The sequence below is a fragment of the Nonomuraea sp. NPDC049486 genome (assembly GCF_040676925.1).
GTDB classification, from domain to species: domain Bacteria; phylum Actinomycetota; class Actinomycetes; order Streptosporangiales; family Streptosporangiaceae; genus Nonomuraea; species Nonomuraea ferruginea.
In genome coordinates this window covers 141400-164299 of sequence record NZ_JBFAPV010000015.1, presented here as the reverse complement: position 1 = coordinate 164299, position 22900 = coordinate 141400, and the positions used below count along the sequence as shown (strand labels likewise).

Here is a 22900-nt window from a genome sequence, read left to right as displayed (position 1 = left end):
CATCAACCTTCGATGGGGTCGTCGGGGAGACGGTAGAAGTCACGGTCGAAGTAGAGGAGCGGCGGGAGGGCGGCGTCGCCCTCGCGGACCCGCTCCACCCGGGCGAAGAGCACGTCGTGGTCGCCCACGGTCACGACCTGCGAGATGGCGCAGTCGAAGTGGGCGAGCGCGCCGTGCACCGACGGCGCCGGCGGGACGGCGGCGCCGTCGTGCGGATCCCAGCGCCGGTTCGGCGCCGGGTGGGGGATGCCGGTCTCCCCCAGTCCCTCGGCCTCCGGGGAGAAGGACTCCAGGAACTTGGGGGCGCCGGGCGCGGCGGCCGCGCGGGCGACGTGGACCTGGTCGGCCGACAGCACCGAGACGCCCACGCGGCCGTGCAGCCGCGCGGCCCGCATGACCGCCGTGTGCGAGAACAGGCAGATCGACACGATCGGCGGGTCGAGGGTCACCGACGAGAAGCTCGACGCGGTGACGCCCCACGGGCGGCCGGACACGAACGAGGTCACGACCACGACGGTGGCGGGAACCCGCCGCAGCACGCTGCGGACGGAGTCGCGGAGACCCGTTTCTGCAGTGTGACTGAAACTCATGCAGTGATACTACAGATCGCGTATCCTGAGCGCAATGTCCCCGGCCACCGCAGCGCGGCCGGGACCGGAAGCAGTGCTCTCCCTGAACGGAAAGAACGGAATGGAAACCAACCGCCCCGTCGGGCCGGTGTCCGGCACCGAGGTCCCGCGCTACGCCGGGCCCGCCACCTTCGCCCGCCTGCCCCGTACCGACCAGGTCGGCAAGGCCGACCTCGCCGTCATCGGCGCGCCGTTCGACAGCGGCGTCAGCTACCGTCCGGGGGCGCGGTTCGGCCCCTCCCACATCCGTCAGTCCTCCCGGCTGCTGCGGCCCTACAACCCGGCTTTGGACCGTTCCCCGTTCGGGATCGTGCAGGTCGCCGACGCCGGTGACATGGTCATCAACCCGTTCGACATCACGGACGCCGTCGGGCAGATCCAGGAGCAGGCCGGGGCGCTGACCGGCGCCGGCACGCGGCTGGTGACCCTCGGCGGTGACCACACGGTCGCGCTGCCGCTGCTGCGCGACCTGCACCGCCACCACGGCGAGCTGGCGGTGCTGCACTTCGACGCGCATCTGGACACCTGGGACACCTACTTCGGCGCGCCGGTCACCCACGGCACGCCGTTCCGGCGGGCGTCCGAGGAAGGGCTGCTGGACCCCGAGGGCTGCCTGCACGTCGGCATCCGGGGGTCCGTGTACGCCAAGGAGGACCTCACCGACGACGCCCGGCTCGGGTTCCAGCAGCTGACCAGCCGCCAGTTCGCCCACGAGCGGCTCGACACGCTGATCGAGGTCATGCTGCGGCGGCTCGGCGACCGTCCGGTCTACGTCTCGGTGGACATCGACGTGCTCGATCCGGCGCACGCGCCCGGGACCGGGACCCCGGAGGCCGGCGGCCTGTCCAGCCGGGAGCTGCTGGAGCTGCTGCGCGCCCTCGACGGGCGCAACGTGGTGGGCGCGGACGTCGTCGAGGTGGCGCCGGCCTACGACCACGCGGAGCTGACCGGCGTCGCGGCCAGCCATGTCACGTACGAGCTGCTGACCGTGATGGCCGGCGGCGGCCACGTCAGCGACACCACTCCGGCCCGCTGACCTCGACGTCGTGGCCGGCGTACACGGGTGCGCCGGCCACGAACGTGGCCGCGACCGGCGCGCCGAGCCGGGCTTCGAGCCCTTCCGGCCGCCGGGGGTCGGCGTCGAGCACCGCGAAGTCCGCCGGGGCGCCCGGCCGCAGCGTGCCGGCCGGGCCGGACCCGGGGCGCACCGACGCCGACCCCCGCGTGTACAGGCGCAGCGCCTGTACCGGAGTGAGTCGCTCCTGTTCACCGAGCACCTCCCCCTCCCTGGACCGTCGCGTCACGCAGCTCCACATGCCCTGCCAGGGGTCGGGGCCCGCGCACGGGTAGTCCGACGAACCGCCCACCGGGACACCGGCGTCGACGAGCGTCCGGTGCCGGATGAGCCGTCCCATTCCGACTCGCCCGTAGGTGTCCGCGAGCCGCTCTCCGTGCTCATGGACGTACGAGCCGAACGGCACGACGCCCCAGCCCTGGCGCTTGATCACCGGCACCTGGTCGTCGCGGACGACGCTGCCGTGCTCGATCCGCCCGCGCAGCCCGGTCCGCTCCGACGCGCGCACCAGCACGTCGATCGCCGCGTCGCCGTTGGCGTGCACGGCGAGGAGCAGGCCGAGGGAGTCGGCCAGCCGCAGCTCCCGCGCGACGTCGCCGGCGGTGCGCAGCTGTTGCGGGTCACCGTCCGGCACGGGCTCGCTCAGCAGGCACGTCCCGCCGTTGAGCGCGCCGTCCACGAACGACTTCAGCCCGATCAGGCGCAGCCGGGGCCCGCCGCGCTCGGCCAGCCGGCGTGCCAGGTCCGGATCGCCGACGGGCGCCAGCGCCGAGTAGCACGGCGAGGCGCCTTCGGCCTGGATCCGTTCGAGCAGGTCCCATCCGGTCTCGCCGCACAGCGCCTCGGTCAGCGCCGTGACGCCGCGGCTCAGGTAGTCCCGCTGGATCCGTCGCAGCGCCGCGAGGCGGTCCTCGAAACCGGCCAGGGCGACCCGGCCGGGGTGGCGGGCGAGGGCCGGCTCCATGATGTCGAACATCGCCTGCTCGAAGACGCGGCCGGTGGCCAGACCGTCGGCCCCGGTCTCCACCCAGCCGTTCGCCGGCACCGCCGCCTCGATCACCGCGCCGGTGTCGTCGGCGAAGCCCATGCGGGCCAGGCCGGCCGTGTTGGCGTAGCCCCGGTGGCCGTTGGCGTGCACCACGACCAGCGGGTCCGCCGGGCACAAGCGGTCGAGCAGCTGCCGGTCCACCGCGGCGCCGCCGCACCGCTCCTCCAGCCAGCCCACGAGTTTCACCCAGCCGTTGCTGCGTCCCGCCCGGCCCACCGCGGCGGCAACCCGAAGTGGATCGCGCTGGTCCCGTGGTGACAGGCTGACGTGGCACAGCTCGTCGGCGGCGATCGTGGGATGGCAGTGCGCGTCCTCCAGGCCGGGGATGACCCAGCGGCGGCCCAGGTCGACCACGTCGGCGTCCGGCCACGCGCCGGACAGCTCGCCGAACGGGCCGACCGCCGCGACCCTGCCGCCCGCCACGGCGAGCGCGTCCGCGGGGCGGCCCGCCCAGCCGGCCTCCGGCAGGACGGCGCGAGCCCGGAACAGGCTTACCCGCCCGTCGGTATCAGCCATGCGTTGCTCGCAGAGAACCGCAGGCCGACCGTGTCCCCCACCCCGGGGATCCCGGTCATCTCACCGCCGGTCCGCACGGTCACGTCGCGGCCGGTCTCCGTCGTGACGATCACCCGCTGCTCGGAGCCCAGGTAGACGACCTCGCGCACGGTGGCCCGGCAGGCCGCTTCCGCGTCGTCGGCGGGGAGGACCTTGACGTCCTCCGGCCGGAACATCACGCAGTGCTCGTCCCCGGACGGGGCTTGCTTGCCGCCCGGCCAGTCCGGCAGCGGGATCCGGCACTCCGGGGTCGCCAGGGCGGTGGCGCCGTCCTGCTCGACGAGCTTGCCCTTGATCAGGTTGCTGTCGCCGAGGAACTCCGCGACGAACCGCGTCGCGGGCCGGCGGTAGAGCTCGTCGGGCGTGCCGACCTGCTCGATCCGGCCCTGGTCGAAGACGACCACGCGGTCCGAGAGCGCCATCGCCTCCTCCTGGTCATGGGTGACGAACAGGAACGTGATCCCGACCTCGCGGTGGACGCGCTTGATCTCCAGCTGGAGCCGCTGGCGCAGCTTCTTGTCGAGGGCGCTCAGGGGCTCGTCCATCAGCAGGATCGGCGGGTCGAAGACGAGCGCCCTGGTCAGGGCGACGCGCTGCTGCTGGCCGCCGGACAGCTCCCGGGGACGGCGCTTCTCGAAGCCGGTGAGGTTCACCATCTCCAGGGCCGCGCGCACCCGCTCGCGGATCTGGTCCTTCGGGTATTTCCGTTCGACCAGCGGGAACGCGACGTTGTCCCAGACGGACATGTGCGGGAACAACGCGTAGTTCTGGAAGACCATGCCGAGGTTGCGCTGGTGCGGGGGCAGGTCGGCGATGTTCCGGCCGTGCAGGACGATCTCCCCCGCCGTCGGCGAGATGAAGCCGGCGATCATGTTCAGGGTCGTGGTCTTGCCCGAACCGCTGGGACCGAGGAAGGTCACGAACTCGCCGCGGCGGATCTGGAGATCGACGCCGCTGACGGCCGCCGTGTCGGTGCCGGGGTACTGCTTGGAGACACCGCGCAGCTCCAGGGCCAGGTCGGTGTCCACTGCAACGGTCATCGCTTTGACCTTCCGTCGGAGCTGCTGGAGAAGAGGAACTTCGTCGAGACGAGGATGAGCACGGTGCTGACCAGAAGGATCAGGGTCGAGGCCGCGGCGATGGTCGGGTTGATGTCCCGCGTCACGCTGGAGTACATCTCGACCGGGAGCGTCCGCAGGCCGGGGCTGACGATGAAGAGCGAGACGACCACCTCGTCGAACGAGGTGACGAACGCGAACAGCCCGCCGGCCAGCATGCCCGGGGCGATCAGCGGCAGCGTCACGCGCAGGAACACCCGGTGCGGGCGGGCGCCCAGCACCTGGGCGGCGCGCTCCAGCTGGCCGTCCACCACCCGCAGCGCGCTGCCCACCGTGATCATCACGTACGGGACCGCGAGGACGCAGTGCGCGGCCACGAAGCCGGGCACCGTGCCGATCAGCCCCCAGCGCAGGAACATCGCGTAGACCCCGATGCCCAGCACCACGATCGGGACGACCAGCGGGGCGATCCCCACCATCTCCAGCAGTCCGCGGCCCCGGAACCGCCCGCGGACCACGGCGAACGCGCCGAGCGTCCCGATCACCACGGAGATGACCATCACCAGGACGGCGATCAGGAGGGACGACCGGAGCGCGTCGATCCAGACCGGGTTCTGGAAGAACTCCTGGTACCAGCGGAGCGAGTAGCCGGACGGCGGGAAGGTCAGCGTGCGCTCGGAGGCGAAGCTCATCGGGATGACGACGAGCGGCGGCGCCGTCATCCAGATGGCCACGATGGCGGCCATGAGGTAGAGCCAGCGCGGCCGGCTCCTGGTCTCCGTGCTGGTCATTTCTTGTCCACCGTTCCGCCGAAGGCCTGCTGGACGTTGACGACCCGGCTCATGAGGCCGACGAAGACGAGGGTCAGCACGGCGAGCACCACGGCCATGGCGCCGCCGCTGGCCCAGTCGAGCCGCTCGGTGACCTGCCGGACGATCAACTGGGACATCATCGAGTTCTGCGGCGAGCCGAGGATCACCGGCGTGATGTAGAAGCCGAGCGCGAGGATGAAGACGAGGACGCTGCCGGCGAACAGCCCCGGCAGGCTCTGCGGGAAGTACACCCGCCAGAAGGCCCGGAAGGGCGTCGCCCCCATCGACTGGGCGGCCAGCAGGTCGGAACGCTCGATCTTCTGGAGGTTGTTGTAGAGCGGCAGCACCATGAAGGGCAGCAGGATCTGCGCCATGCCGATGACCACGCCCGTGGTGTTGCGGATCAGGTCCACCTGCCCGAGCCCGATCGCGGCCAGGACCGCCTTGAACGGTCCGGTGTCCTGCAGGAGCACCAGCCACGCGTACGTGCGCACCATGAGGCTGGTCCAGAACGGCAGCAGCACCAGCACGAGCAGCGCCCGGCGCAGCCGCGGGCCGGCCAGGGTCATGAGGTACGCGTACGGATACGCGAACAGGAGGCACGCCACGGTGCAGATGACCGCGACGAAGAACGTGCGGAACAGGATCGTGCGGTAGGCGGGCGTGCCGAGGAAGTCCCCGTAGCTCTGCAACGTCAGCGCGCCGTCCGCGTCGAGGAACGAGCGCCGGACCAGTTCGAGGACCGGGATGGCGAAGAATGCGACGAGCAGGACGAGCAGGGGGATCGCCAGGTGGATCCCCCGTAGTCGCCGGGCCGTCTGCTGGGCGAGCTTCAGCATGCCGTGGTTCCCGCTCCTGTCGTGCTTCGGTCGGCCATGGGACATCGGATGGGCCGATGACGCGGGTGCCGCCTCCGGACGGCGCCCGCGTGCATCGAGGTGGTGGTGGACGCTCCGGTCAGCCGGACGCCCACTTCGTCCAGTCGGCGCTCACCTTGTCGAAGTTGTCCGCCCACCACTGCTGGTCCATGTAGCGGCCCTGCTCACCCTGGCCGTTCTCGGTCGGGGAGAACTTCCGCGCGGTCTCGTCGAGCTCCGGCTTGGCGTCGGAGTTGACGACCCCGTAGGTGTACTTCTCGACGAACGCCTTCTGGCCGGCGGCCGACGTCATCTCGTTGATCAGGCTGACGCCCTGGTCGATGTTCTTCGAGCCCTTCACGATCGCGAGGGAGTCGACGAGCATCAGGTTGTCCTTCCACACCGGCTCGTACGTGGCGCCCGCGCGGACGGCGTCGAGCGCGCGGCCGCTCCAGGCGATCGACATCACGACCTCCTGGCTCTGCAGCTGCTGCACCTGCTGCGCGCCGGTGTCGTAGAAGGCGATGTCGCCGCGGATCGCGTCGAGCTTCTTCATCGCCCTGGCCGTGTCGAGGGGGTACAGGCCGTCGAGGGCGACGCCGTCGGCGAGCAGCGCGGCTTCCAGCGCGCCGCCGGGGGCGTAGTTCCACACGCCGCGCTTGCCCGGATACTTCGCCGTGTCGAAGAAGTCCGCCCACGAGGTCGGCGGGTTGTCACCGAACTTCGCGGAGTCGTACACCAGGACGTAGGACAGGATGTCGAACGGGATGCCGCAGTCGGTGACCGCCTCGGCGGGCAGCTTGGACGTGTCGACCTTGTCCTTGATCTTCTCCAGCATGGTGCCGCACTGCGAGATCGCCCAGAAGGGCTCCAGCGTGATCACGTCCCACTGGGTGTTGCCGGAGTCCACCTGCGCCTTCAGTTTGGCGTAGTCCGTCGGACCGTCCGAGAGGGTGCGGACGCCGTTCTTCTCACCCCACGGCTTGACGATGAGGCTCTCCTGCGTCTCCTGGTAGCCACCGCCCCAGGACACGAAGGTGAGCTGCTTGTCGCCGCCACCTGCGCTTGAACCGTCTCCTCCGCCGCCGCACGCTGCCAGGAGCAGCGCCAGCACCGACGTGGCGGCTGCCACCGTGACGGGCCTTCTCGACCAACCCATGATTCTTCCTACTGTTCGTTTGGCGATGGAACGATCCAGGGGCGCGCGGTCACGCGTCCCTGGGACGTTGAGGGGTGGAACGCCGCTCAGGCGGGGACGGGTCCCGGGATGGAGAAACGGAACTCGCAGGTCGCGTCACCGCGCGACATCAACTCGCCCCACTTCACCTCGATGTCCTCGCGGTAGGCCTTGAACTGGGAGACGTGGAACTCGTAGTCGTAGACCTCCCCGTACCGGAGGCCGTCGAGGTCGTGCCAGGGCTGGACGAACGGGCAGAAGGTGCAGTCCTGCGACCATTCGACGGGGGTCAGGGTGCCCTCGTCGCGGTACTGCCAGACGTCCTCGTTGCCGCCGGAGTCGTACAGCTCCATCATGTTCACCAGGTCGAGGGTGAGACCCTTGCTCAGGTGGTCCAGGCGCATGGCGGCGCCGCGCTCGGCGCCGAAGGCGCGCACGGCCTCGCGGAACATCAGGTCACCGTCGGCGCCGAAGGCCTGCTCGGCCTCGCGGCCGAGGTACACGAGCAGCGCGCCGCGGTTCTCGGTGGTCGCCCTGAGCAGGGCGAGGCCATCCTCGCCGGTCAGCGGGACGCCGGGGAGCGTCCCCTCACCCGAGGGCGGCGCCTGTCCCGCCTCCAGGACGAGCGAGTCGCCCTGCCATCCGGCCTCGACGTCGTCCGGCAGGTCGGCGGCGCGCATGAGGGCCGACACCAGCGCCCGGTAGTGGATCAGCGCGAACGCCGGCACCCCGGAGGCCCGGTAGTGCAGGAGCTCCGGCGTGCCGTGCAGCTCCAGCCGGAGCCCTGCCTCGCCGACGCGCAGCTCACCCCACTTCTCGGCGTTGACGGACAGCAGTTCGGCCGTCCCCCAGGCCCGCACGATGCCCGGCAGGCCGTCGCCGCCGCGGCCGGCGGCGGCCTCCGCGCGCCAGTCGTAGTAGCCGCGCAGGGCGCGCTCGACGGTGGCGAGACCGGCCTCCTGCCGCGCCCTGGTGTACGCGAGCCCGGCGTGCCGGATGATCCGTGCCTCGTGCGTCATGGTCGTGACCAGGGGCGTCATCAGGTCACTTGATTCATGGGACATTTCGTACCTCCTGTCGGACACTGCTCCGGCAGACGTCGACGATCGGCGGATGGGGGGGCAGGGACCGCTCGGTGGCACTGGTTTGCCCTAGAGCGTGACTGCAAGAGGCTGCAGTGGTGCTGCAGAGTGGGTACAAACATAGGTAGCGATGTCGGAAAAGGTCAACCAAAACCTTGGCGAACGTCTGAGCCTTTTACCTGAGCGCAACAAAGCGCCCCTGACCCGCTCAGGCCGCGGGGTCCTCCGGCGACCGCCGGGATCTCAGGGCGAGATAGAAGTCGACCTTGTCCGCCATCCGGCGCAGGTCGCGCCCCGTGACCTGCTCGATCGTCACCAGGCGGTACCGCAACGTGTTGACGTGGATCCCGAGGGCCTCGGCGCTCGCCTGGTAGGCGCCGTTGCGGTCGAGGAACTCCCTGAGCGTCGCCACCAGCTGGGACCCGTGCCGGGAGTCGTACTCCACCAGCGGGCCCAGCACCAGGTCCTCGAACCCGCCGACGATCTCCTCGTCCAGCGCGAGCAGGACCTCGTGGGTGCCGAGGCGCTCGTACCTGGCGACCCGCTCGCGCCCGGCGCCGGTGGCGGCGAGCCGGGCGGCGCGCCGGGCCGCGGTCACGGCGCGCGGCAGGTCGGACTCCCCGTCGCGGGCCAGCGTCCAGCCGGCGTGGACCTCCCGGCCGAGCTGGCGTTCCACACATTTCAGCAGGCACGCCACGGTCTGGTCGCCGACCGCCGCGCCCGGCCGCAGGATCAGGACGCTTTCGCGTACGTCCGGGATGACCTCGACCTCGTCGGCCCCGCAGTCCCGCGCCGCCGGGGGCACGGCGTCGAGCAGGCTGTCCGCGACCGGTCCTGGGACGGCGGGGTAGGCGAGCACCGCCACGGCCGGAGCGGGACCCGCCAGCGGCGGGCCTGCCGGGCGGCCGCTCTCGGCCAGGGCGAGCTGCTCGCGCCGGCGTGACGCGGCGTGGCCGCGCCGCTCCCGCACCCGGACCAGCTCGCCGCGCAGGTAGGGCAGCGCGTTGTCCAGCACGCGGCGCTCGGCCGCCGTCATGGCGGCGACGGGCCGCGCGTAGCCGAGGAAGCACCGGGCCGGCGCGACCTCGTCCACCCGCATGACGGTGACCGCCGTCGAGTCGGCGAGCGTGGCCTGGACGGGGAAGGCGACGGCCTGGCTGCCTCGCTGGCAGGTCACCGCGGCGGCGCCGGGCGGCGCGGCCGGGCTCGCCCAGACCACCTCGGGGCCGTCCGCCACCCAGACGTCGCCCGCGAGCTGCGCCGCGAGGACGCGGACCAGCTCGGGCATGCCCCCGCCGGAGACCGCGGCGGCCAGCGCCTCGTGGTGCCGCACCAGCCGGCGCAGGTCGTGGCGCTCGGCGTTCGCGGCGGCGTGGAAGGCGCGCGCGACCTCGATGAACGGCACCTCGTGCGGCACCCGGACCAGCGGGAGGCCGATGGACCTGCACGCGTCCAGCACGTCGGCGGGGACGTCCGCGCCGGGGGCCTCGACGCCGTAGCCGAGGGCCGCGGCGCCCGAGCGGTGGAGCGCCCGGACGAAGCGCTCGGCGTCGCCCTCGGCCTGCCGCCACAGCCCGATCGTCAGGATCAGCTCGCCGCCGCCGAGGTAGCCGCTCGGGTCGGCCATGTCCGTGGAGTGCACCCAGCTCACGGGGACCGGCCGGCTGGGGCGCAGCACGAACCGCAGGCCGAGGTCCTCCGTGGTCACGAGTTCGTGCAGGTACACGCCGGTACTGTAGCAATCTCCAGGTTCCTGCCCCGGCGTCCGGAGGATCCGACGATTGCCGACCTGCGCGCCGGTTCGGGAAGACTGCAGCATGGCCGTCAACGACATGCCGGTGCGGCTGCTGCGCTGCGAACGGATCCGCACCATGGCTCCGACCGGCGCTCCCCAGGTGGTGGACGCGCTCGCGGTCGCCGGTGACCGCGTCGTCGCCGCCGGGCCCCTGGCTGGGCTGCGCGAGCGGTTCCCCGAGGCGCCGGAGACCGACCTGGGCGGCGGCTGCGCGCTGCCGGGGTTCGTCGACGCGCACCTGCACCTGACGATGGCGGCGCGCGACTCCGTCGGCGCCGACGTCTCCGCGGACGTGACCCCGTCCGCGGATCGGCTGGCGGAGCGCCTGCGGGCCGCCGCCGCGACACTGCCGGCGGGTGCGTGGCTGCGAGCCGGCCGGTACGACCACGTACGGACCACCGGCGGGCGGGTCGTCGACCGGCACGACCTGGACCGTTGGGTGCCCGACCGGCCGGTCCTCGTCACCCATGTGGGCGCCCACTGGGGCGTGGTCAACTCCGCGGCGCTGGCCGCCGCCGGGCTCACCGACGATTCCCCCGATCCGCGCGGCGGCTCGCTCGGCCGGGACGGGGCCGGCCGGTTGACCGGGGTGCTGTACGAGCAGGCGCTGTTCGACCTGGCCTACCCGTCCCTTGCTCGCCGCCCGCCCGTGATCCCGCCGCCGGGCGAGGACGAGCTGCTCGCCGGGCTGGACGCCGCTTCGGCCAGGTTCCTGTCGGCGGGGATCACCTCGATCGGGGACGCCATGGTCGGCCCGGACGAGCTGCGGCTGCTGCAGACCGCCCGGGCCCGCGACCGGCTCCGGCAGCGGGTCACCGCCCTGGTGACGTACCCGCACGCGGACCACCTGATCGCCGCCGGGATCCAGGACGGGTTCGGGGACGACTGGCTGCGCCTGGGCGGCATCAAGGCGTTCGTCGACGGCGCGGTGGCCGGGCTCACCTGCTGGCTGTCGGAGCCGTTCCGCGGCACGGACGACCACGGCATGCCGGTGGTGACCCCGGAGGAGCTGACGGACCTCGCGGTGCGCGTGCACTCCGCCGGGCTGCGCCTGGCCGTGCACGCCAACGGCGACCGCGCCATCGCGCTCCTGCTGGACGCGGTCGAGCACGCCCGCGGGCGGCGGCCGGACATCACGACCCGCCATCGCATCGAGCACTGCTCCGTCGTCGACGAGGCGATCGTGGCGCGGATCGCGGCGCTGGACCTGATCCCTGTCCCGTTCGCCGGCTACGTCACCTTCCATGGCGACGCGCTCGTGGACGCCTACGGCGAGGAACGTCTCGGGCGGATGTTCGCCCACCGCCGCATGCTGGACGCCGGCATCACCGTCGCCGGGTCGTCCGACTACCCGTGCGGGCCGTACGAGCCGCTGTTCGGCGTGAAGAGCTGCGTCACCCGGCGCACCCGCGCGGGCCGCGTGCTCGGCGCTCACCAGCGCATCAGCACGGGCGAGGCGCTCGCCCTGTTCGGCACCGGCGCCGCGGCCGCCGCCGGGGAGGAGGGGCACAAGGGCCGGCTCGCCCCCGGTTACCTCGCCGACCTGGTCGTCCTGGCCGCGGACCCGTTCGAGGTCCCGCCCGACGAGCTGGACCAGATACCCGTCACGCAGACCTGGGTCGGAGGCGTCCCGGCGTGGACCTCCTGAACCTGCTGGAAACCCGTCCCACCTCACCGATGGCGAGTCCCGATATGCCTTCTCCCACTCCCGTCCTGCGCTTCCTCGACGCCGGTCCCGGCGGCACGGCCGCGGCGACCCTCGCCGGGCAGGGCGTCCGCCCTGAAGAACTGCTCGCCGTCGAGGTGTTCTACGACCACGCGCGGCTCAGCGCCGAGCAGGCACGGGAGTCGGTGCGGGAGCTGAACCCTGACGGCGACCTTCCGGTGTCGGCGATCCCGGCCTCCGTCGGGGTGCTCGGCGGGGACCTGACCCGGGTGCAGGCCACGGCCCTGCCCTCCGGCGTGGCCGCTGCCCGCGAGGCGGGCGGACGGTACGCGGCCGGCGGCCCGGCGGTCGCGACCCGGCTGATCACGGCGCCGGAGGCCGGGGACATCGTCGAGCAGTCCCACGCCATCCTGCGGACCATCCAGGACCTCCTCTCCGAGCAGGATCTGGGCACCGACGACGTGGTGAAGTTCAACATCTTCTACCGGGGCGAGGGGACCCAGGAGGACTGGGCCGTCGCCGCGCGCGTCCGCGCCGGGTACTTCACCGAACCCGGGCCTGCGACGACGGGGATCCCGGTGCCCCGGTTCGACGAGCCCGGCGTGCTGATCGCCATGCAGGTGCTGGCGCTGCGGGGCGCCCGTCCGGCCCGCCGGCACTCCTGGCCGGAGGGTCACTGGGACTGGCCGTTCCATCTGCCGTACAAGCACGGGAACCGCTCGGGCGGCCTGGCCTTCGTCGGCGGGCAGGTGCCCCTCGACGAGCGGGCCCGCTCACTGGACGTCGGCGACTTCCCCGCGCAGGTGCGCCGGTCGCTCGACTACATCGCGCGGGTGCTGGACGAACTCGACGTGCCCCGGTCCGCGGTCCGGCGGCTCACCGCCTTCGTGGCCGCCGACGCCGGCAGCGGGCCGGGCAAGCTGGCCGCTCTCCAGGCCGAGGTCGGCGCGTTCTTCGGCGACTCCTCCCCCGCTCTCGTGCCGGTGCCCCTCCCGGTGCTCGCCTACCCCGGCATGGACGTCGAGATCGAGGTGCAGGCCCTGGTCGGCTGAGACGGCGGCGCCGCTCAGAACGCCGGAGGGGTCATGGAGATGATCAGCCGCGTGTCGTCCTCCAGCCCCCGGAACTGGTGGGGCAGGCGGGCGACATAGGAGAGCGAGTCGCCCTCGCTCAGCGTCAGCTCCTCGGCGCCGACCTTGATGACGGCCGACCCGCGCCTGACGATCAGGCATTCCTCGCCCGCGTGGGACAGGGCGTGGTTGAACCTGCCCGTCTCCGCGCTCAGGTGCATCTCGATCATCTGCAGGTTGCGCAGCTGCCCTGACGAGAGCAGCTCGTAGGACACCCCGCCGCTGTCGGGCGGGCGGATGACGTTGCGGGAGCCCTCCCGGATCAGGGCCGGCCGGTCGGCCGGGGAACCGAACAGGTCGAACATCGCGATGTTGAGGACCTGGGTGATGCTGTGCAGCGTGGCCAGCGACGGGGTCACCTTCCCGCGCTCGACCTGGCTGAGCAGGCTCGGGCTGATCCCGCACTCCGCGGACACCACGTCCAGGGACAGGTTCCTGGACGCTCTGGCCTCGCGCAGGCGCCGGCCTATCTCCGCGACGTCCAGTGGCTCCGCAATCTCGTTTGACATCCGTATCTCCTCCAGACGGGCCGTCGGCGAAGGGGGCGGCCCGAGCGCGACAACCGCAAGGATACCGGTCCTTACAGTGCGACTGCAGGGTCTGCAGTACATCGGTCCTTCGCACCTGCCCGGCAAGAGCGACCCGGCAGCGCGCAACCCGTGATCACGAGAAGAGGATATTCGGCGGAAGGCTCGCCCGCGGCCATCTCGGCACCCGCCCGCCACCGGAGTACGGACTCCGCGAGACGGGCTTGACACACGTCTTTTGTGTCGTGAATACTAGTTCCTAAATCGAGGGGGAGTACCCGACGATCGACGCATCGCCGTCAGGACGGACCCGGTGGATCCGGGGCCCGGTGGTGCGGTCGCCCGCCGAGGCGACCTGGGGAGACCGTCGACCAGCCGACGCCGCCCGCGCGCGGGCGGCCGGGTCGAGGGGGTCCTCTATGTCCGTCGCCTGGTGGGCGTGGGTCGCGGTGATGCTGGTGGTCGCGGCGATGCTGGCCGTCGATCTGTTCCTGCACCGCGACAACCACGTCATCGGCTTTCGCGAGGCTGCCGTCTGGTCCGGCGTCTGGATCGCCGCCGGCGTGCTGTTCGGGGCGATCCTGTGGTGGTGGCAGGGCGGGGAGGTGGCGGGCACCTACTTCGCCGGCTACCTGATCGAGAAGGCGCTGTCGATCGACAACGTGTTCGTCTTCGCGCTGATCTTCACCGCCTTCGCGGTTCCCGCCACGCTCCAGCACAAGGTGCTGTTCTGGGGGGTCATCGGAGCGCTGGCCTTCCGGCTCGCGTTCATCTTCGTCGGCGTGGAACTGCTGGAGACGTTCTTCTGGACCGCGTACGTGTTCGGCGCGTTCCTTGTCTACACCGGCTACAAGATGGCCTTCCGGCACGGCGAGCAGACCCCGCCCGACCGCAACCCGGTGGTGCGCCTGGTGCGCCGGGTGATCCCCACCGACCCCCGCTACCACGGTGGCCGCTTCTTCGTCCGCACCGGTGGCCGGCGGGTGGCCACGCTGCTGCTCGTGGTGCTCATCGCCGTCGAGGCGACCGACCTGGTCTTCGCGATCGACTCCGTCGCCGCGATCCTGGCGATCACCACCAGCACCTTCATCGTCTGGACCGCCAACGCGTTCGCGATTCTCGGGCTGCGCAGCCTGTACTTCTGCCTGGCCGGGCTGCTCCGCCGGTTCGTCCACCTGCACTACGGCCTGGCCGTGCTGCTGGCCTTCGCCGGCGTCAAGCTGATCCTCTCGGAGACCCCGGTCGGCAAACTGCCGATCCCGCTGACGCTGGGCGTCATCGTCGTCGCCATCGCCGTCTCGATCGTCTGGAGTTTGATCGCCACCCGCGCCTCCGGCGCCGCCACCGACGGCCGGATGGCACGGGAGGGGTGAGCCGCTCTCCCCACCTGACTCGCGATTCATCACTTTCGATTCATGACAACGAAATCGTGCTCGTAAAATGGTGGACGTGCCGGACTGGACCTTCCTGACCAACCACGCCCACGTGCTGTTGTGCATCGCCCGCGACCCCGGCGTGCGCATCCGCGATGTGGCCGCCCGCGTCCAGATCACCGAGCGCGCCGCGCAACGCATCCTGGCCGACCTCACCGCCGCGGGATACCTCACCGCCAGCCGGGAAGGGCGCCGCAACCGCTACCGGCTCAACCCCACCCTGCCGCTGCGGCACCCTCTCGAACAGGACCATCAGATCGGCGAGATCCTCGCGGTGTTCCAACCTGCTCTCCCTTACACCGTCCCCTCCAGGAGCGAGGCGACGTCGACCGGCGCCGGCCGAGAAGGCGTGACGGCAGCCGTTCCGGAAGAGCTCGCCCGAGGTGGCTGACCAGGTCGGCCAGGATGGCGACGCGGGGTTCCGCCTGCGGGGAGCAGCGGGAGGATCAGACGGCCCGCCACCTCGTGCACTGGTTGTTCGTCCCCGAAGGCCGCCAGCAGAACCTGACGTCGGTGGGGTTGGACCTCAGGGTGTGGGGGTAACACACGCCGCTGTAAATGGGCGCGTCATATCGGATGAGGGTGCCGCCGCTGTACCGCACCGTGCCCCAGACGTCCGAATCGGGCCAGCTTCCGAGCACCCGGCAGACGTTCAGCCTCGTGTGGTTGGAGTTGATCTCCGCGAAGCCCCAGTCGTTCCCCACTCTGAACGAGTGCGCCTCCGCGGGCGCGGTCATGGCCAGGGCCGTCGCGGCCGCGGCGATGGCTACTTGCCCGACCCGCAGGATCTTCGTACGCATGGTTGTCCCCTTCTTCCGACTGCGCGGCTTCTGGTGGCCCGAGAACGGGCTCACTGAAGCCTCGCCTCCAGGAAGGGACAGGACGAGGGCAGCGACAGGACATTCCGCCAGGATCAGCGTCACGTACCGGGCGGGAGCACGGTCACGGGCGGGTACGCGTACGCGCCGTCGAGGACCGGCCGGCGGGGCAGGTAGAGACGCAGGATCAGGTTGAACCGACCGGCCGGGACCGGCAGCCAGTTGCTCTCGGAGCCCGCCGGCGGTTCGTGGCACAGGTGCAGGTCGAGCGAGCCGTCCGCGCCGGTGACGAGGCCCGGGTCGTCACCGTTGATGGAGTAGCGGCCGGACTCGTTGGGGACGAGGAACATGTCCGGGCCGTACGCGGTCAGGGACCAGAAGGCGTCGACCGGGGGCAGGCCGCCCCCGGGGAAGCGGATGCGGTAGCGCTTGGAGCCGTCCAGGGGCAGGCCGTCCGCGCTGGTCGAGGTCCGCGGGTAGATCGCCTCCTCCGCCGGGACGGGGCCCCAGAAGTATCTGGCGACCATCGCCCGTTCGCGGAGCCCGCCGCGGGTGTCCTGCGTGCCGAGGCCGAGGTTGGTGGTCCAGCCGTTGACGGTGCGGGGGGCGGTGGCGGGTGGCTCCAGCTCGCGCATGCCCGCCGCGACGGCCGCGGCGAGGACCGCTCTGCCGGACTCGTCCAGTTCGGCGCCGGGGCGCCGGCCGGCGGCGACGCCGAGGGCCGCCACGGCGTCGAGCGCCCGGCGCTGCTCGGCGGTGACGGGCGGGTTGGCCGGCAGCGCGGCGCAGAGCTCGTCGAAGAAGCCGATGCCGTCGCGTCCGGTGTCGTGCGCGCGGCCGGCGGGGGGCGGCAGGGTCGTGCCTCCGGCGGTTCCGGCGAGGGCGCGCAGCTCGATCCTGGCGGCGAGGGCGCCGGCCTCGGCGGCGTCGGCGGCGTCGAGGGCGCGGATCCGGCAGAGGAGGAAGGCGTGACCGGTGGGGCACGGTATCGGTTCGAGGCCGTCGGGGATCGGGCCGGAGTGGCCGGGGGGAAGGATGGCCCAGGAGCCGCCCCGGCCGCCGGTGGTCCGCGTCCCGAGCAGCCCGAAGCCGCCCATCCAGGCGTCGAGGAGCTGCACGCTGTGGTAGCGGTCGCGGATGTCGGGGAGGGTCAGCGTCAGAGGGCCCGCCCGCAGGTCCAGGACGGCGAGCGCGTAGACGGTGTCCAGGTTCGGCGCGACGATGGCCCGGCTGCCGGGGCCCGACAGCCGCCGTGAGGCCCACATGGTGTTGACGCCCAGCCGCTGCGCCATGCCCTGCATGATGCGCGCGGTGGCCACCAGGGGGAAGCCGGCGAGGAAGGCGTTCTTGGCCGCCGTGACGCGGGGATCCGCGACCTCGGGGACCGGTGCCGCGTCGTCGTGCCAGACGGGTGAGCTCATGTCGGTCCTCCAGGGCCGGTGCGTCGTGCGGGGTGCGGGACCACCCGTGCTTCGGGGATCACCACGTCGTCGGTGAGCAGCCATCGGAACAGCACCCAGCCGCGCGGGTGACCGGCGGTGTCGAGCCAGTTGGGCTCGCCCGGGTCGGCGTGGGCGACGACGACGCGCAGGGTCCCGTCGGGCGCGAGCGTGGCGCTGCGGGCGTTGAGCGCGGTGGTGCGGCTGCGATGGTCGAGCGACTGGCCCCACCGGTTGGCGAGATGGACGCCCCAGTAGCGGCATCGCGGCGGCCGGGCCTCGACGACCAGGGCCTGGTCCGGTTCGAGGGAGTACCAGCAGATGACATAGCCGGCGTCGGGTGTCCCGTACAGGCCGTGGCCCCGGTGTTCGACGAACCGGTTGGGCGTGGCCTCGGCCTGCTCGGCGCGCTGCCGTGCCACGCGCGTCGCGGCCGTGACGAACGCGGCGGCGGACCGGGTGGAGGCGACGAAGCGGGCGTCGTCGAACACCGGATCCGGCCCCGGATCGTCGAGCGCCTCGATCGTGAACCGCGCGGGCCTGTCGCGGGCGCGGTCGAGGAAGTACTGGCGGGCGATGACCGTGTGCGCTCCCGGCGCGAGCGGGATCCAGGTGCCCGGCCGCGCCTCCGGGGAGAGCGTGATCTCGAACGAGCCGTCGGGGCCGAAGGCGATCCGCTCGTCGTTGAGGTTGGTCACGCGGGTCGGCCGGCCGTCGCCGGTGCTCGCGCCGTAGACGCAGAAGGCGAGGTACGGCACGGTGCCGCGGTCTCCTCGGATGCGGTACGAGCGCCGGCTGGAGATGAGCGCGATGTCGTACTCGGTGTCGGGGTTGTCGAAGAACAGCTTGCGCACCGGAGTGACGCCCGGCAGGAACAGCGGGCGGCCCGAGTCGCGGGTGCCGGCCCGGTCGACCTGGTCGGCCAGGACGTGGAGCACATAGCGGAAGCCTTCCGCGACGTCGACGCCCGCGTCCGGCCCGGCCAGGCCGGCCACGGTCTCCCCCGCCTCGTCCAGCGCGCGCACGAACCGCCTCCAGGCCTCCAGGGCGTCCGCCATGCGTTCGATCTCCTCCATCAGTAATGGATCTCATTAATATCTGCCGGAGGATAGTATGGCGAAGTGTCCAGATCAAGTACCCGTGACGCCCTGCTCCGGCAGGGCGCGCTGCTGTTCGCCCGGCACGGGGTCGCCGACGTGACCACCCGTCAGCTGCACGAGGCCATCGGGGCGCGTAACGAGTCGGCGCTGCATTACCACTTCGGCGGCAAGGACGGCCTGGTGGAGGCCATCCTGCGCGGGCATCTGGAGGCCGTCGAGGCGCGCCGCGCGCCGCTGGTCGCCGCCGTCGCCGCCGACGACCTGACCGCGGATCCGCGGGCCCTGGTCCACGCGCTCGCCGCCCCCATGGACGAGGACCTCGGCACCGAGCTGGGCCGGGCCCACCTGCGCATCGTGGCCAGGCTGAGCTATCCCTCGCTCGCCTACCGGCGGCCGTTCCGGATCGTGGACGCGCCGGCGGGGCTCGCGGTCGTGCGATGGCTGCACGCGACGCTCGAACCGCTCCCCCGCCCCCTCCGGCTGGAGCGGCTCGCCATGCTGCGGTCCCAGCTCATCAGCCTGTTCGGCCTGCGCGCCCAGCTCCTCGACGAGTCGGCTCCCGGCGAGCCGCCGGTGACGGGGGAGCTGTTCTTCGGCAATCTGCTCGACATGCTCGTCGCCGGACTGACCGCCCCGGCCTCGGCGGAGACGCTCGCGGCGATCCCCGCGGAATAGTTAAGGGTCACCATTAGACGGCCGGAGCATAGAGGGCAGACGGCGACCCGGTCAAGCATTCGGCGTCCGCCGAAGAAGAAAATTTAATTGTTGCCATTAACTTCTCTGTCGCGCACAATCAGGTGGCATTCGTCGGACTCCCCGAGGAGGTCGCCCATGGACGCCGTAGCTCGCGCCGGGACCGCCCTGACAGCAGCGCTGCTGACGTGTCTGGCCGTGCTGATCCCCGGCACCCCGCCCGCGCGGGCGGACACCGGGCCGATCCTGTTCGTGCACGGCTACGGCGGCAACGGCAGCCGCTGGAGCACCATGATCGACCGCTTCGAGGCGGACGGGTGGCCCGCCGACCGGCTGTTCACCATCGACTACGACAGCACCAAGTCCAACGTCGACATCGCCGCCGACATCCGGGCCAGGGTCGACGCCATCCGATCTTCCACGGGCGCGGCGAAGGTGACGATCGTCGCGATGTCGATGGGCTCGCTGAACAGCCGCCACTACCTCAAGTTCCTCGGCGGCACGGCGGCCGTCAGCACCTGGGTCTCCCTGGCGGGCCCCAACCACGGCACGACCGCGACCCGCCTCTGCTCGGAGGAGCGGCTCACCTGCCAGGAGATGCGGATCGGCTCGCCGTTCCTGACCGAGCTCAACAGCGGTGACGAGACCCCGGGCGACATCGCGTACGGCACGTTCTGGTCCGACTGCGACACGGTGGTCAACCCCGACTCGAGCGTGTCCCTCGCCGGGGCCGTCAACACGTACGCCGGATGCCTGTCGCACGCCGCGTTCCTGACCGACGCCTCCGTCTACGCGAAGGTGCGCGACTTTGTGTCCTGACCGGCCGGTGTGTCATGCGTGACGACGTCCGCCCCGTGCCGCGGCGCCGCTGGGGGGCGCCTCCTCCCGGCGGCATCCGCGCCGGTGACCCGGCCCCCTACGGCTGGGCGCCGCTCGTCATCCTGTTCCTGGTCGGCCTGGTGGACCGGGTCGAGGCCGGCCTGCTCAGCGGCCTCCTCCCGCTGATCCAGGCCGAGTGGGGCATCGGCGACACCGTCGCCGGAGCGATCCCGACCGGCTCGGCGATCGCGGCGGCGGCGGTCGCCATCCCCGCCGGATACCTCGCCGACCGTTTCAGCCGGACCCGCGTCATCACCGTCATGGTCTTCCTCTGGGCCGTGGCCACCACGGGCAGCGGCCTCGCCCCGGGATTCGCCGTCTTCTTCCTTACCCGCATGGCCCTGGCCGCGGCCGAGCACGTCGACAACCCGGCGACCGGCAGCCTGCTGGCCGACTACTACCCGCCGATCAGCCGGGCCAGGGCGTTCGGCTGGACGCGGATGTCGGCGCACCTGGGCGGGATCGGCACGGTGCTGGGCGCGGTGCTGGGGCAGGCGTTCGGCTGGCGGGCGGCGTTCCTGCTGATGGCGATCCCCGGCCTGCTGACCGCCCTGATCTGCCTGCGGCTCCGCGAGCCGGCCCGCGGCCTCCTCGACCAGGTCACCGCCGGGGCCGCCGCACCCCGCGCGGACGGCGCCGGGTCGCGCCGGGCGACGCCGCCGCGGCTCGGGCGGCAGGTGCGGGACGTGCTCGCCGTACGCACGCTGGTCATCGTCACCGTCGGCCTGGCCACGCTGGGCATGGGCGTCGCCGGGCTCTTCTACTGGATGCCCACGCTGATCGGCCGCACCTTCGCCCTGTCCCCCGGGCAGGCCGGAGCGCTGGGCGGCCTGGTCACCGTCATCGGAGTGGTCACCGGCACCCTCGTCGGGGCGTGGCTGGGCCGCCGCGCGCACGTCACCCGCAAGGGCGGGCGGCTGCTCGTCGGCGGCTGCGGCGTCGTCGCCGGCGCGGTCGTCATGGCCGTCGCGCTGCTCGCCGCCCCCCGCGCCCTGATGCCGTTCGCCCTGCTGACGGCCGCCGCGGTCATCCTGATGTCGATGGCCACCCCCAACCTGACCGCGTCACTCGCCGACGTGATCGGAGCCTCCTCCCGAGGCATCGCCTTCGCCCTCGCCCAGCTCGTCGCCGGGGCCGCCGTCGCCGTCGGACCGCTGATCGTGGGCATCCTCTCCGACCGGACCGGCTCCCTCACCAGCGCCCTGCTCGTCATGACCCTGCCCGTACTGGCCGGAGGGCTGCTCACCGTGACGGCGCGCGGCCCGTACGAACGCGACGCCGCCCGCGTCCTGACCTCCGCCCACGACACGCCACCGACCAGCGGGGCCTGACGAGGAGCACGGACGCGGGCCGGCTGCCGTCGCGGCCTGCTCCGAACGATGGGGTGTCGATCCGGCGCCGGTTGGCGAGATCGTCTGATTCGTCTGCAAGGGGCGGCAGGCCCCATGAACGAGTCGCCGGCGTCAGAGAGGGCTTGTCCCCGGTGCGACACCCAAGAAGGTGGCAGGCTGTGACCATGCGAACGCGCGGAGCGAAATACTTCAACACCACCGGCCCCTGCGACCCGCGGCTCCACTACATGCTGCCCCCCATACCCCGGCTTCCCGAAGCGCGGACGCTCATCGAGATGGACCGCTACTTCGTCCTGCACGCCCCCCGGCAGACCGGGAAAACCACCGTCCTGGACGCTCTGGCCTCCGGCCTGACCGCCGAAGGCGGCACCGCCGCCCTCATGTTCTCCTGCGAACGCGCCAAGGCGGCGGGCGACGACTACGGCGCCGCCGAGTCGCTTCTGCTGGATTCCCTCCGCGAGTCCGCCGAGCTGTCGGGCTGGCCGAAGAAGCTGCTACCGCCACCTTCCCGGCCGCGGGTCACGCCCGGTAGCCGGTTCGGTGCGGCGCTGCGGGAGTGGTGCCGACGCTGCCCGCGCCGGGTCGTGCTGTTCCTCGACGAGATCGACGCCTTGCAGGGTAACAGCCTGGTCAGCGTCCTCGGCCAGCTCCGCGACGGGCACAACAAGCGATCGAAAGGCTATCCGTTCCCCGCGTCGGTGGTGCTGTGCGGGTTGCGCGACCTGCGTGACTACAAGGTAGCCGCCGGCGGCGCCCCTGAGCGGTTCAATGCGGCCAGCCCGTTCAACATCCTCGCCGACTCACTGCGCCTGGGCGACTTCACCGCCGACGACATCGCCGAACTGTACGACCAACACACCCAGGCGACCGGCCAGGGGTTCACCAAGGACGCGGTGGACCGCGCCTTCGAGCTCACCCAGGGACAACCCTGGCTGGTCAACGCCCTCGCCTACGAGATCACCTTCCAGATGAGAGTGACCGGCACCATCACCTGCGAGCGAATCGAGGAGGCCAAGGAGCGGCTCATCCGCAAGCGCGCCACCCATCTGGACTCCCTGGCGGCTCGGCTGTACGAGCCCCGGGTCAAGCGGGTGATGGAGCCGATCGTGGCCGGCGGCCCCTACACCGACCGCGGCAACTCCGAGGACCTGTCCTACGCCCGCGATCTGGGCCTGATCACCCAGCAACCTCCGCCCCAGGTGGCCAACCCGATCTACCGGGAGGTCATCCTGCGCGTGCTGGGCGACCTCACGGAGCAGAACGTCCACGCCGATCCGCACAGCTTCGTGCTCCCCGACGGCCGGTTCGACCTGCCGCGCCTGCTGGAGGAGTTCGTCGTGTTCTGGCGCGAGCACGGCGAAGTCCTCATCCAGCAGGAGGGCTACCACGAGGCGGCGTGCCAGATCATCCTCATGGCCTTCCTGCACCGCCTCGTCAACGGCGGCGGCCACCTCGACCGCGAATACGCCGCCGGCCGCAAACGCATGGACGTCTACATCCGCTGGCCGTACACCGGCCCCGGCGGCGAACGGCTGACGCAGCGCGAGGCCATGGAACTGAAGGTGTGGCGACCCGGCGCGGACGACCCAGAGCCTGCGGGCCTGGCCCAGCTCGACCGCTACCTCGACCGCCTGACCCTCACCACCGGCGTCCTGGTCATCTTCGACCGCCGCCCCCAAGCCCCGCCCTGGAAGGAGCGCGGCAGCTTCCACCAGGCGACCACACCGTCCGGCCGCCAGGTCACTCTCCTGCGGGTGTGAGGGTGTCCCGGGGCG

Annotated in this window: 21 protein-coding genes; 9 read left to right on the top strand and 12 right to left on the bottom strand. The window is 71.9% G+C overall.

Annotated elements, in window-relative coordinates; all coding sequences use genetic code 11:
* Window positions 1-2 precede the first annotated feature (2 nt).
* Entirely contained in the window at window positions 3-590 is a 588-nt protein-coding gene (locus AB0K05_RS35190) for a flavin reductase family protein (RefSeq protein ID WP_271280515.1), read from the bottom strand.
* Window positions 591-690: 100 nt separating this feature from the next.
* Between AB0K05_RS35190 and speB the strand changes: the two genes are divergently transcribed.
* Window positions 691-1665 (top strand): agmatinase, encoded by a 975-nt coding sequence (gene speB / locus AB0K05_RS35185; protein WP_364235011.1) that lies wholly within the window; start codon window positions 691-693, stop codon window positions 1663-1665.
* Here the strand turns inward: speB and AB0K05_RS35180 are convergent.
* The 7 genes from AB0K05_RS35180 to AB0K05_RS35150 form a co-directional block, all read right to left on the bottom strand.
* Window positions 1640-3268: an amidohydrolase family protein gene (locus AB0K05_RS35180; protein ID WP_364235009.1), complete on the bottom strand. Its 1629-nt coding sequence runs from the start codon at window positions 3266-3268 to the stop codon at window positions 1640-1642. The genes speB and AB0K05_RS35180 overlap by 26 nt on opposite strands.
* Window positions 3244-4347 carry an ABC transporter ATP-binding protein gene (locus tag AB0K05_RS35175; protein WP_148033020.1) on the bottom strand — a complete coding sequence of 368 codons (1104 nt, stop codon included), beginning with the start codon at window positions 4345-4347 and terminating at the stop codon, window positions 3244-3246. The genes AB0K05_RS35180 and AB0K05_RS35175 overlap by 25 nt, the downstream gene beginning before the upstream one ends.
* On the bottom strand, window positions 4344-5156 hold the full coding sequence (locus AB0K05_RS35170) for an ABC transporter permease (RefSeq protein ID WP_187281280.1): 813 nt from the start codon (window positions 5154-5156) through the stop codon (window positions 4344-4346). Before AB0K05_RS35170 ends, AB0K05_RS35175 begins: the two co-directional genes overlap by 4 nt.
* Window positions 5153-6016 (bottom strand): ABC transporter permease, encoded by an 864-nt coding sequence (locus AB0K05_RS35165; RefSeq protein ID WP_148033021.1) that lies wholly within the window; start codon window positions 6014-6016, stop codon window positions 5153-5155. Before AB0K05_RS35165 ends, AB0K05_RS35170 begins: the two co-directional genes overlap by 4 nt.
* 118 nt (window positions 6017-6134) lie before the next feature.
* Window positions 6135-7193, bottom strand: a complete 1059-nt coding sequence (locus tag AB0K05_RS35160; RefSeq protein ID WP_148033022.1) for an extracellular solute-binding protein — start codon at window positions 7191-7193, stop codon at window positions 6135-6137.
* An 86-nt stretch (window positions 7194-7279) separates the two neighbouring features.
* Complete coding sequence (locus AB0K05_RS35155) at window positions 7280-8251, bottom strand: L-2-amino-thiazoline-4-carboxylic acid hydrolase (protein WP_364235005.1); 972 nt, start codon at window positions 8249-8251, stop codon at window positions 7280-7282.
* 250 nt (window positions 8252-8501) lie between these two features.
* Window positions 8502-10019, bottom strand: coding sequence for a PucR family transcriptional regulator ligand-binding domain-containing protein (locus AB0K05_RS35150; RefSeq protein ID WP_345482833.1), 1518 nt, complete (start codon window positions 10017-10019; stop codon window positions 8502-8504).
* A 91-nt stretch (window positions 10020-10110) separates the two neighbouring features.
* Here AB0K05_RS35150 and AB0K05_RS35145 point away from each other — a divergent pair, with 91 nt between their 5' ends.
* The gene (locus tag AB0K05_RS35145; RefSeq protein ID WP_364235002.1) at window positions 10111-11736 is read left to right on the top strand and encodes an amidohydrolase; all 1626 of its coding nucleotides are present in this window, start codon (window positions 10111-10113) and stop codon (window positions 11734-11736) included.
* 44 nt (window positions 11737-11780) lie between these two features.
* A complete protein-coding gene (locus AB0K05_RS35140; protein WP_271280307.1) occupies window positions 11781-12806 on the top strand; it encodes a RidA family protein in 1026 nt (341 codons plus the stop codon).
* Window positions 12807-12820: 14 nt separating this feature from the next.
* Here AB0K05_RS35140 and AB0K05_RS35135 read toward each other — a convergent pair whose 3' ends face one another.
* Window positions 12821-13393 carry an XRE family transcriptional regulator gene (locus AB0K05_RS35135; RefSeq protein ID WP_187281282.1) on the bottom strand — a complete coding sequence of 191 codons (573 nt, stop codon included), beginning with the start codon at window positions 13391-13393 and terminating at the stop codon, window positions 12821-12823.
* Window positions 13394-13830: 437 nt separating this feature from the next.
* On the opposite strand from AB0K05_RS35135, the gene AB0K05_RS35130 reads away from it, so the two are divergent.
* Both AB0K05_RS35130 and AB0K05_RS35125 read left to right on the top strand, forming a co-directional pair.
* Complete coding sequence (locus AB0K05_RS35130) at window positions 13831-14784, top strand: TerC family protein (RefSeq protein WP_364234999.1); 954 nt, start codon at window positions 13831-13833, stop codon at window positions 14782-14784.
* Window positions 14785-14851: 67 nt separating this feature from the next.
* Window positions 14852-15235 carry a winged helix-turn-helix domain-containing protein gene (locus tag AB0K05_RS35125; protein ID WP_271280309.1) on the top strand — a complete coding sequence of 128 codons (384 nt, stop codon included), beginning with the start codon at window positions 14852-14854 and terminating at the stop codon, window positions 15233-15235.
* A 55-nt stretch (window positions 15236-15290) separates the two neighbouring features.
* On the opposite strand, the gene AB0K05_RS35120 is transcribed toward AB0K05_RS35125, so the two are convergent.
* The 3 genes from AB0K05_RS35120 to AB0K05_RS35110 all read right to left on the bottom strand — a co-directional run bounded on the left by AB0K05_RS35120 (window position 15291) and on the right by AB0K05_RS35110 (window position 18177).
* The gene (locus AB0K05_RS35120) at window positions 15291-15644 is read right to left on the bottom strand and encodes a hypothetical protein (RefSeq protein ID WP_271280310.1); all 354 of its coding nucleotides are present in this window, start codon (window positions 15642-15644) and stop codon (window positions 15291-15293) included.
* A 119-nt stretch (window positions 15645-15763) separates the two neighbouring features.
* Window positions 15764-17083, bottom strand: a complete 1320-nt coding sequence (locus AB0K05_RS35115; RefSeq protein ID WP_364234996.1) for a DUF1254 domain-containing protein — start codon at window positions 17081-17083, stop codon at window positions 15764-15766.
* On the bottom strand, window positions 17080-18177 hold the full coding sequence (locus AB0K05_RS35110) for a DUF1214 domain-containing protein (RefSeq protein WP_271279572.1): 1098 nt from the start codon (window positions 18175-18177) through the stop codon (window positions 17080-17082). The genes AB0K05_RS35115 and AB0K05_RS35110 overlap by 4 nt, the downstream gene beginning before the upstream one ends.
* A gap of 45 nt (window positions 18178-18222) precedes the next feature.
* Between AB0K05_RS35110 and AB0K05_RS35105 the strand changes: the two genes are divergently transcribed.
* From AB0K05_RS35105 to AB0K05_RS35090, 4 genes are all read left to right on the top strand, one after another.
* The gene (locus AB0K05_RS35105) at window positions 18223-18876 is read left to right on the top strand and encodes a TetR family transcriptional regulator (protein WP_364234994.1); all 654 of its coding nucleotides are present in this window, start codon (window positions 18223-18225) and stop codon (window positions 18874-18876) included.
* Window positions 18877-19032: 156 nt separating this feature from the next.
* Window positions 19033-19713, top strand: a complete 681-nt coding sequence (locus AB0K05_RS35100) for a triacylglycerol lipase (protein WP_271279574.1) — start codon at window positions 19033-19035, stop codon at window positions 19711-19713.
* Window positions 19714-19727: 14 nt separating this feature from the next.
* The gene (locus AB0K05_RS35095) at window positions 19728-21104 is read left to right on the top strand and encodes an MFS transporter (RefSeq protein WP_364234992.1); all 1377 of its coding nucleotides are present in this window, start codon (window positions 19728-19730) and stop codon (window positions 21102-21104) included.
* A 185-nt stretch (window positions 21105-21289) separates the two neighbouring features.
* A complete protein-coding gene (locus AB0K05_RS35090) occupies window positions 21290-22885 on the top strand; it encodes an ATP-binding protein (RefSeq protein ID WP_271279576.1) in 1596 nt (531 codons plus the stop codon).
* Window positions 22886-22900 lie beyond the last annotated feature (15 nt).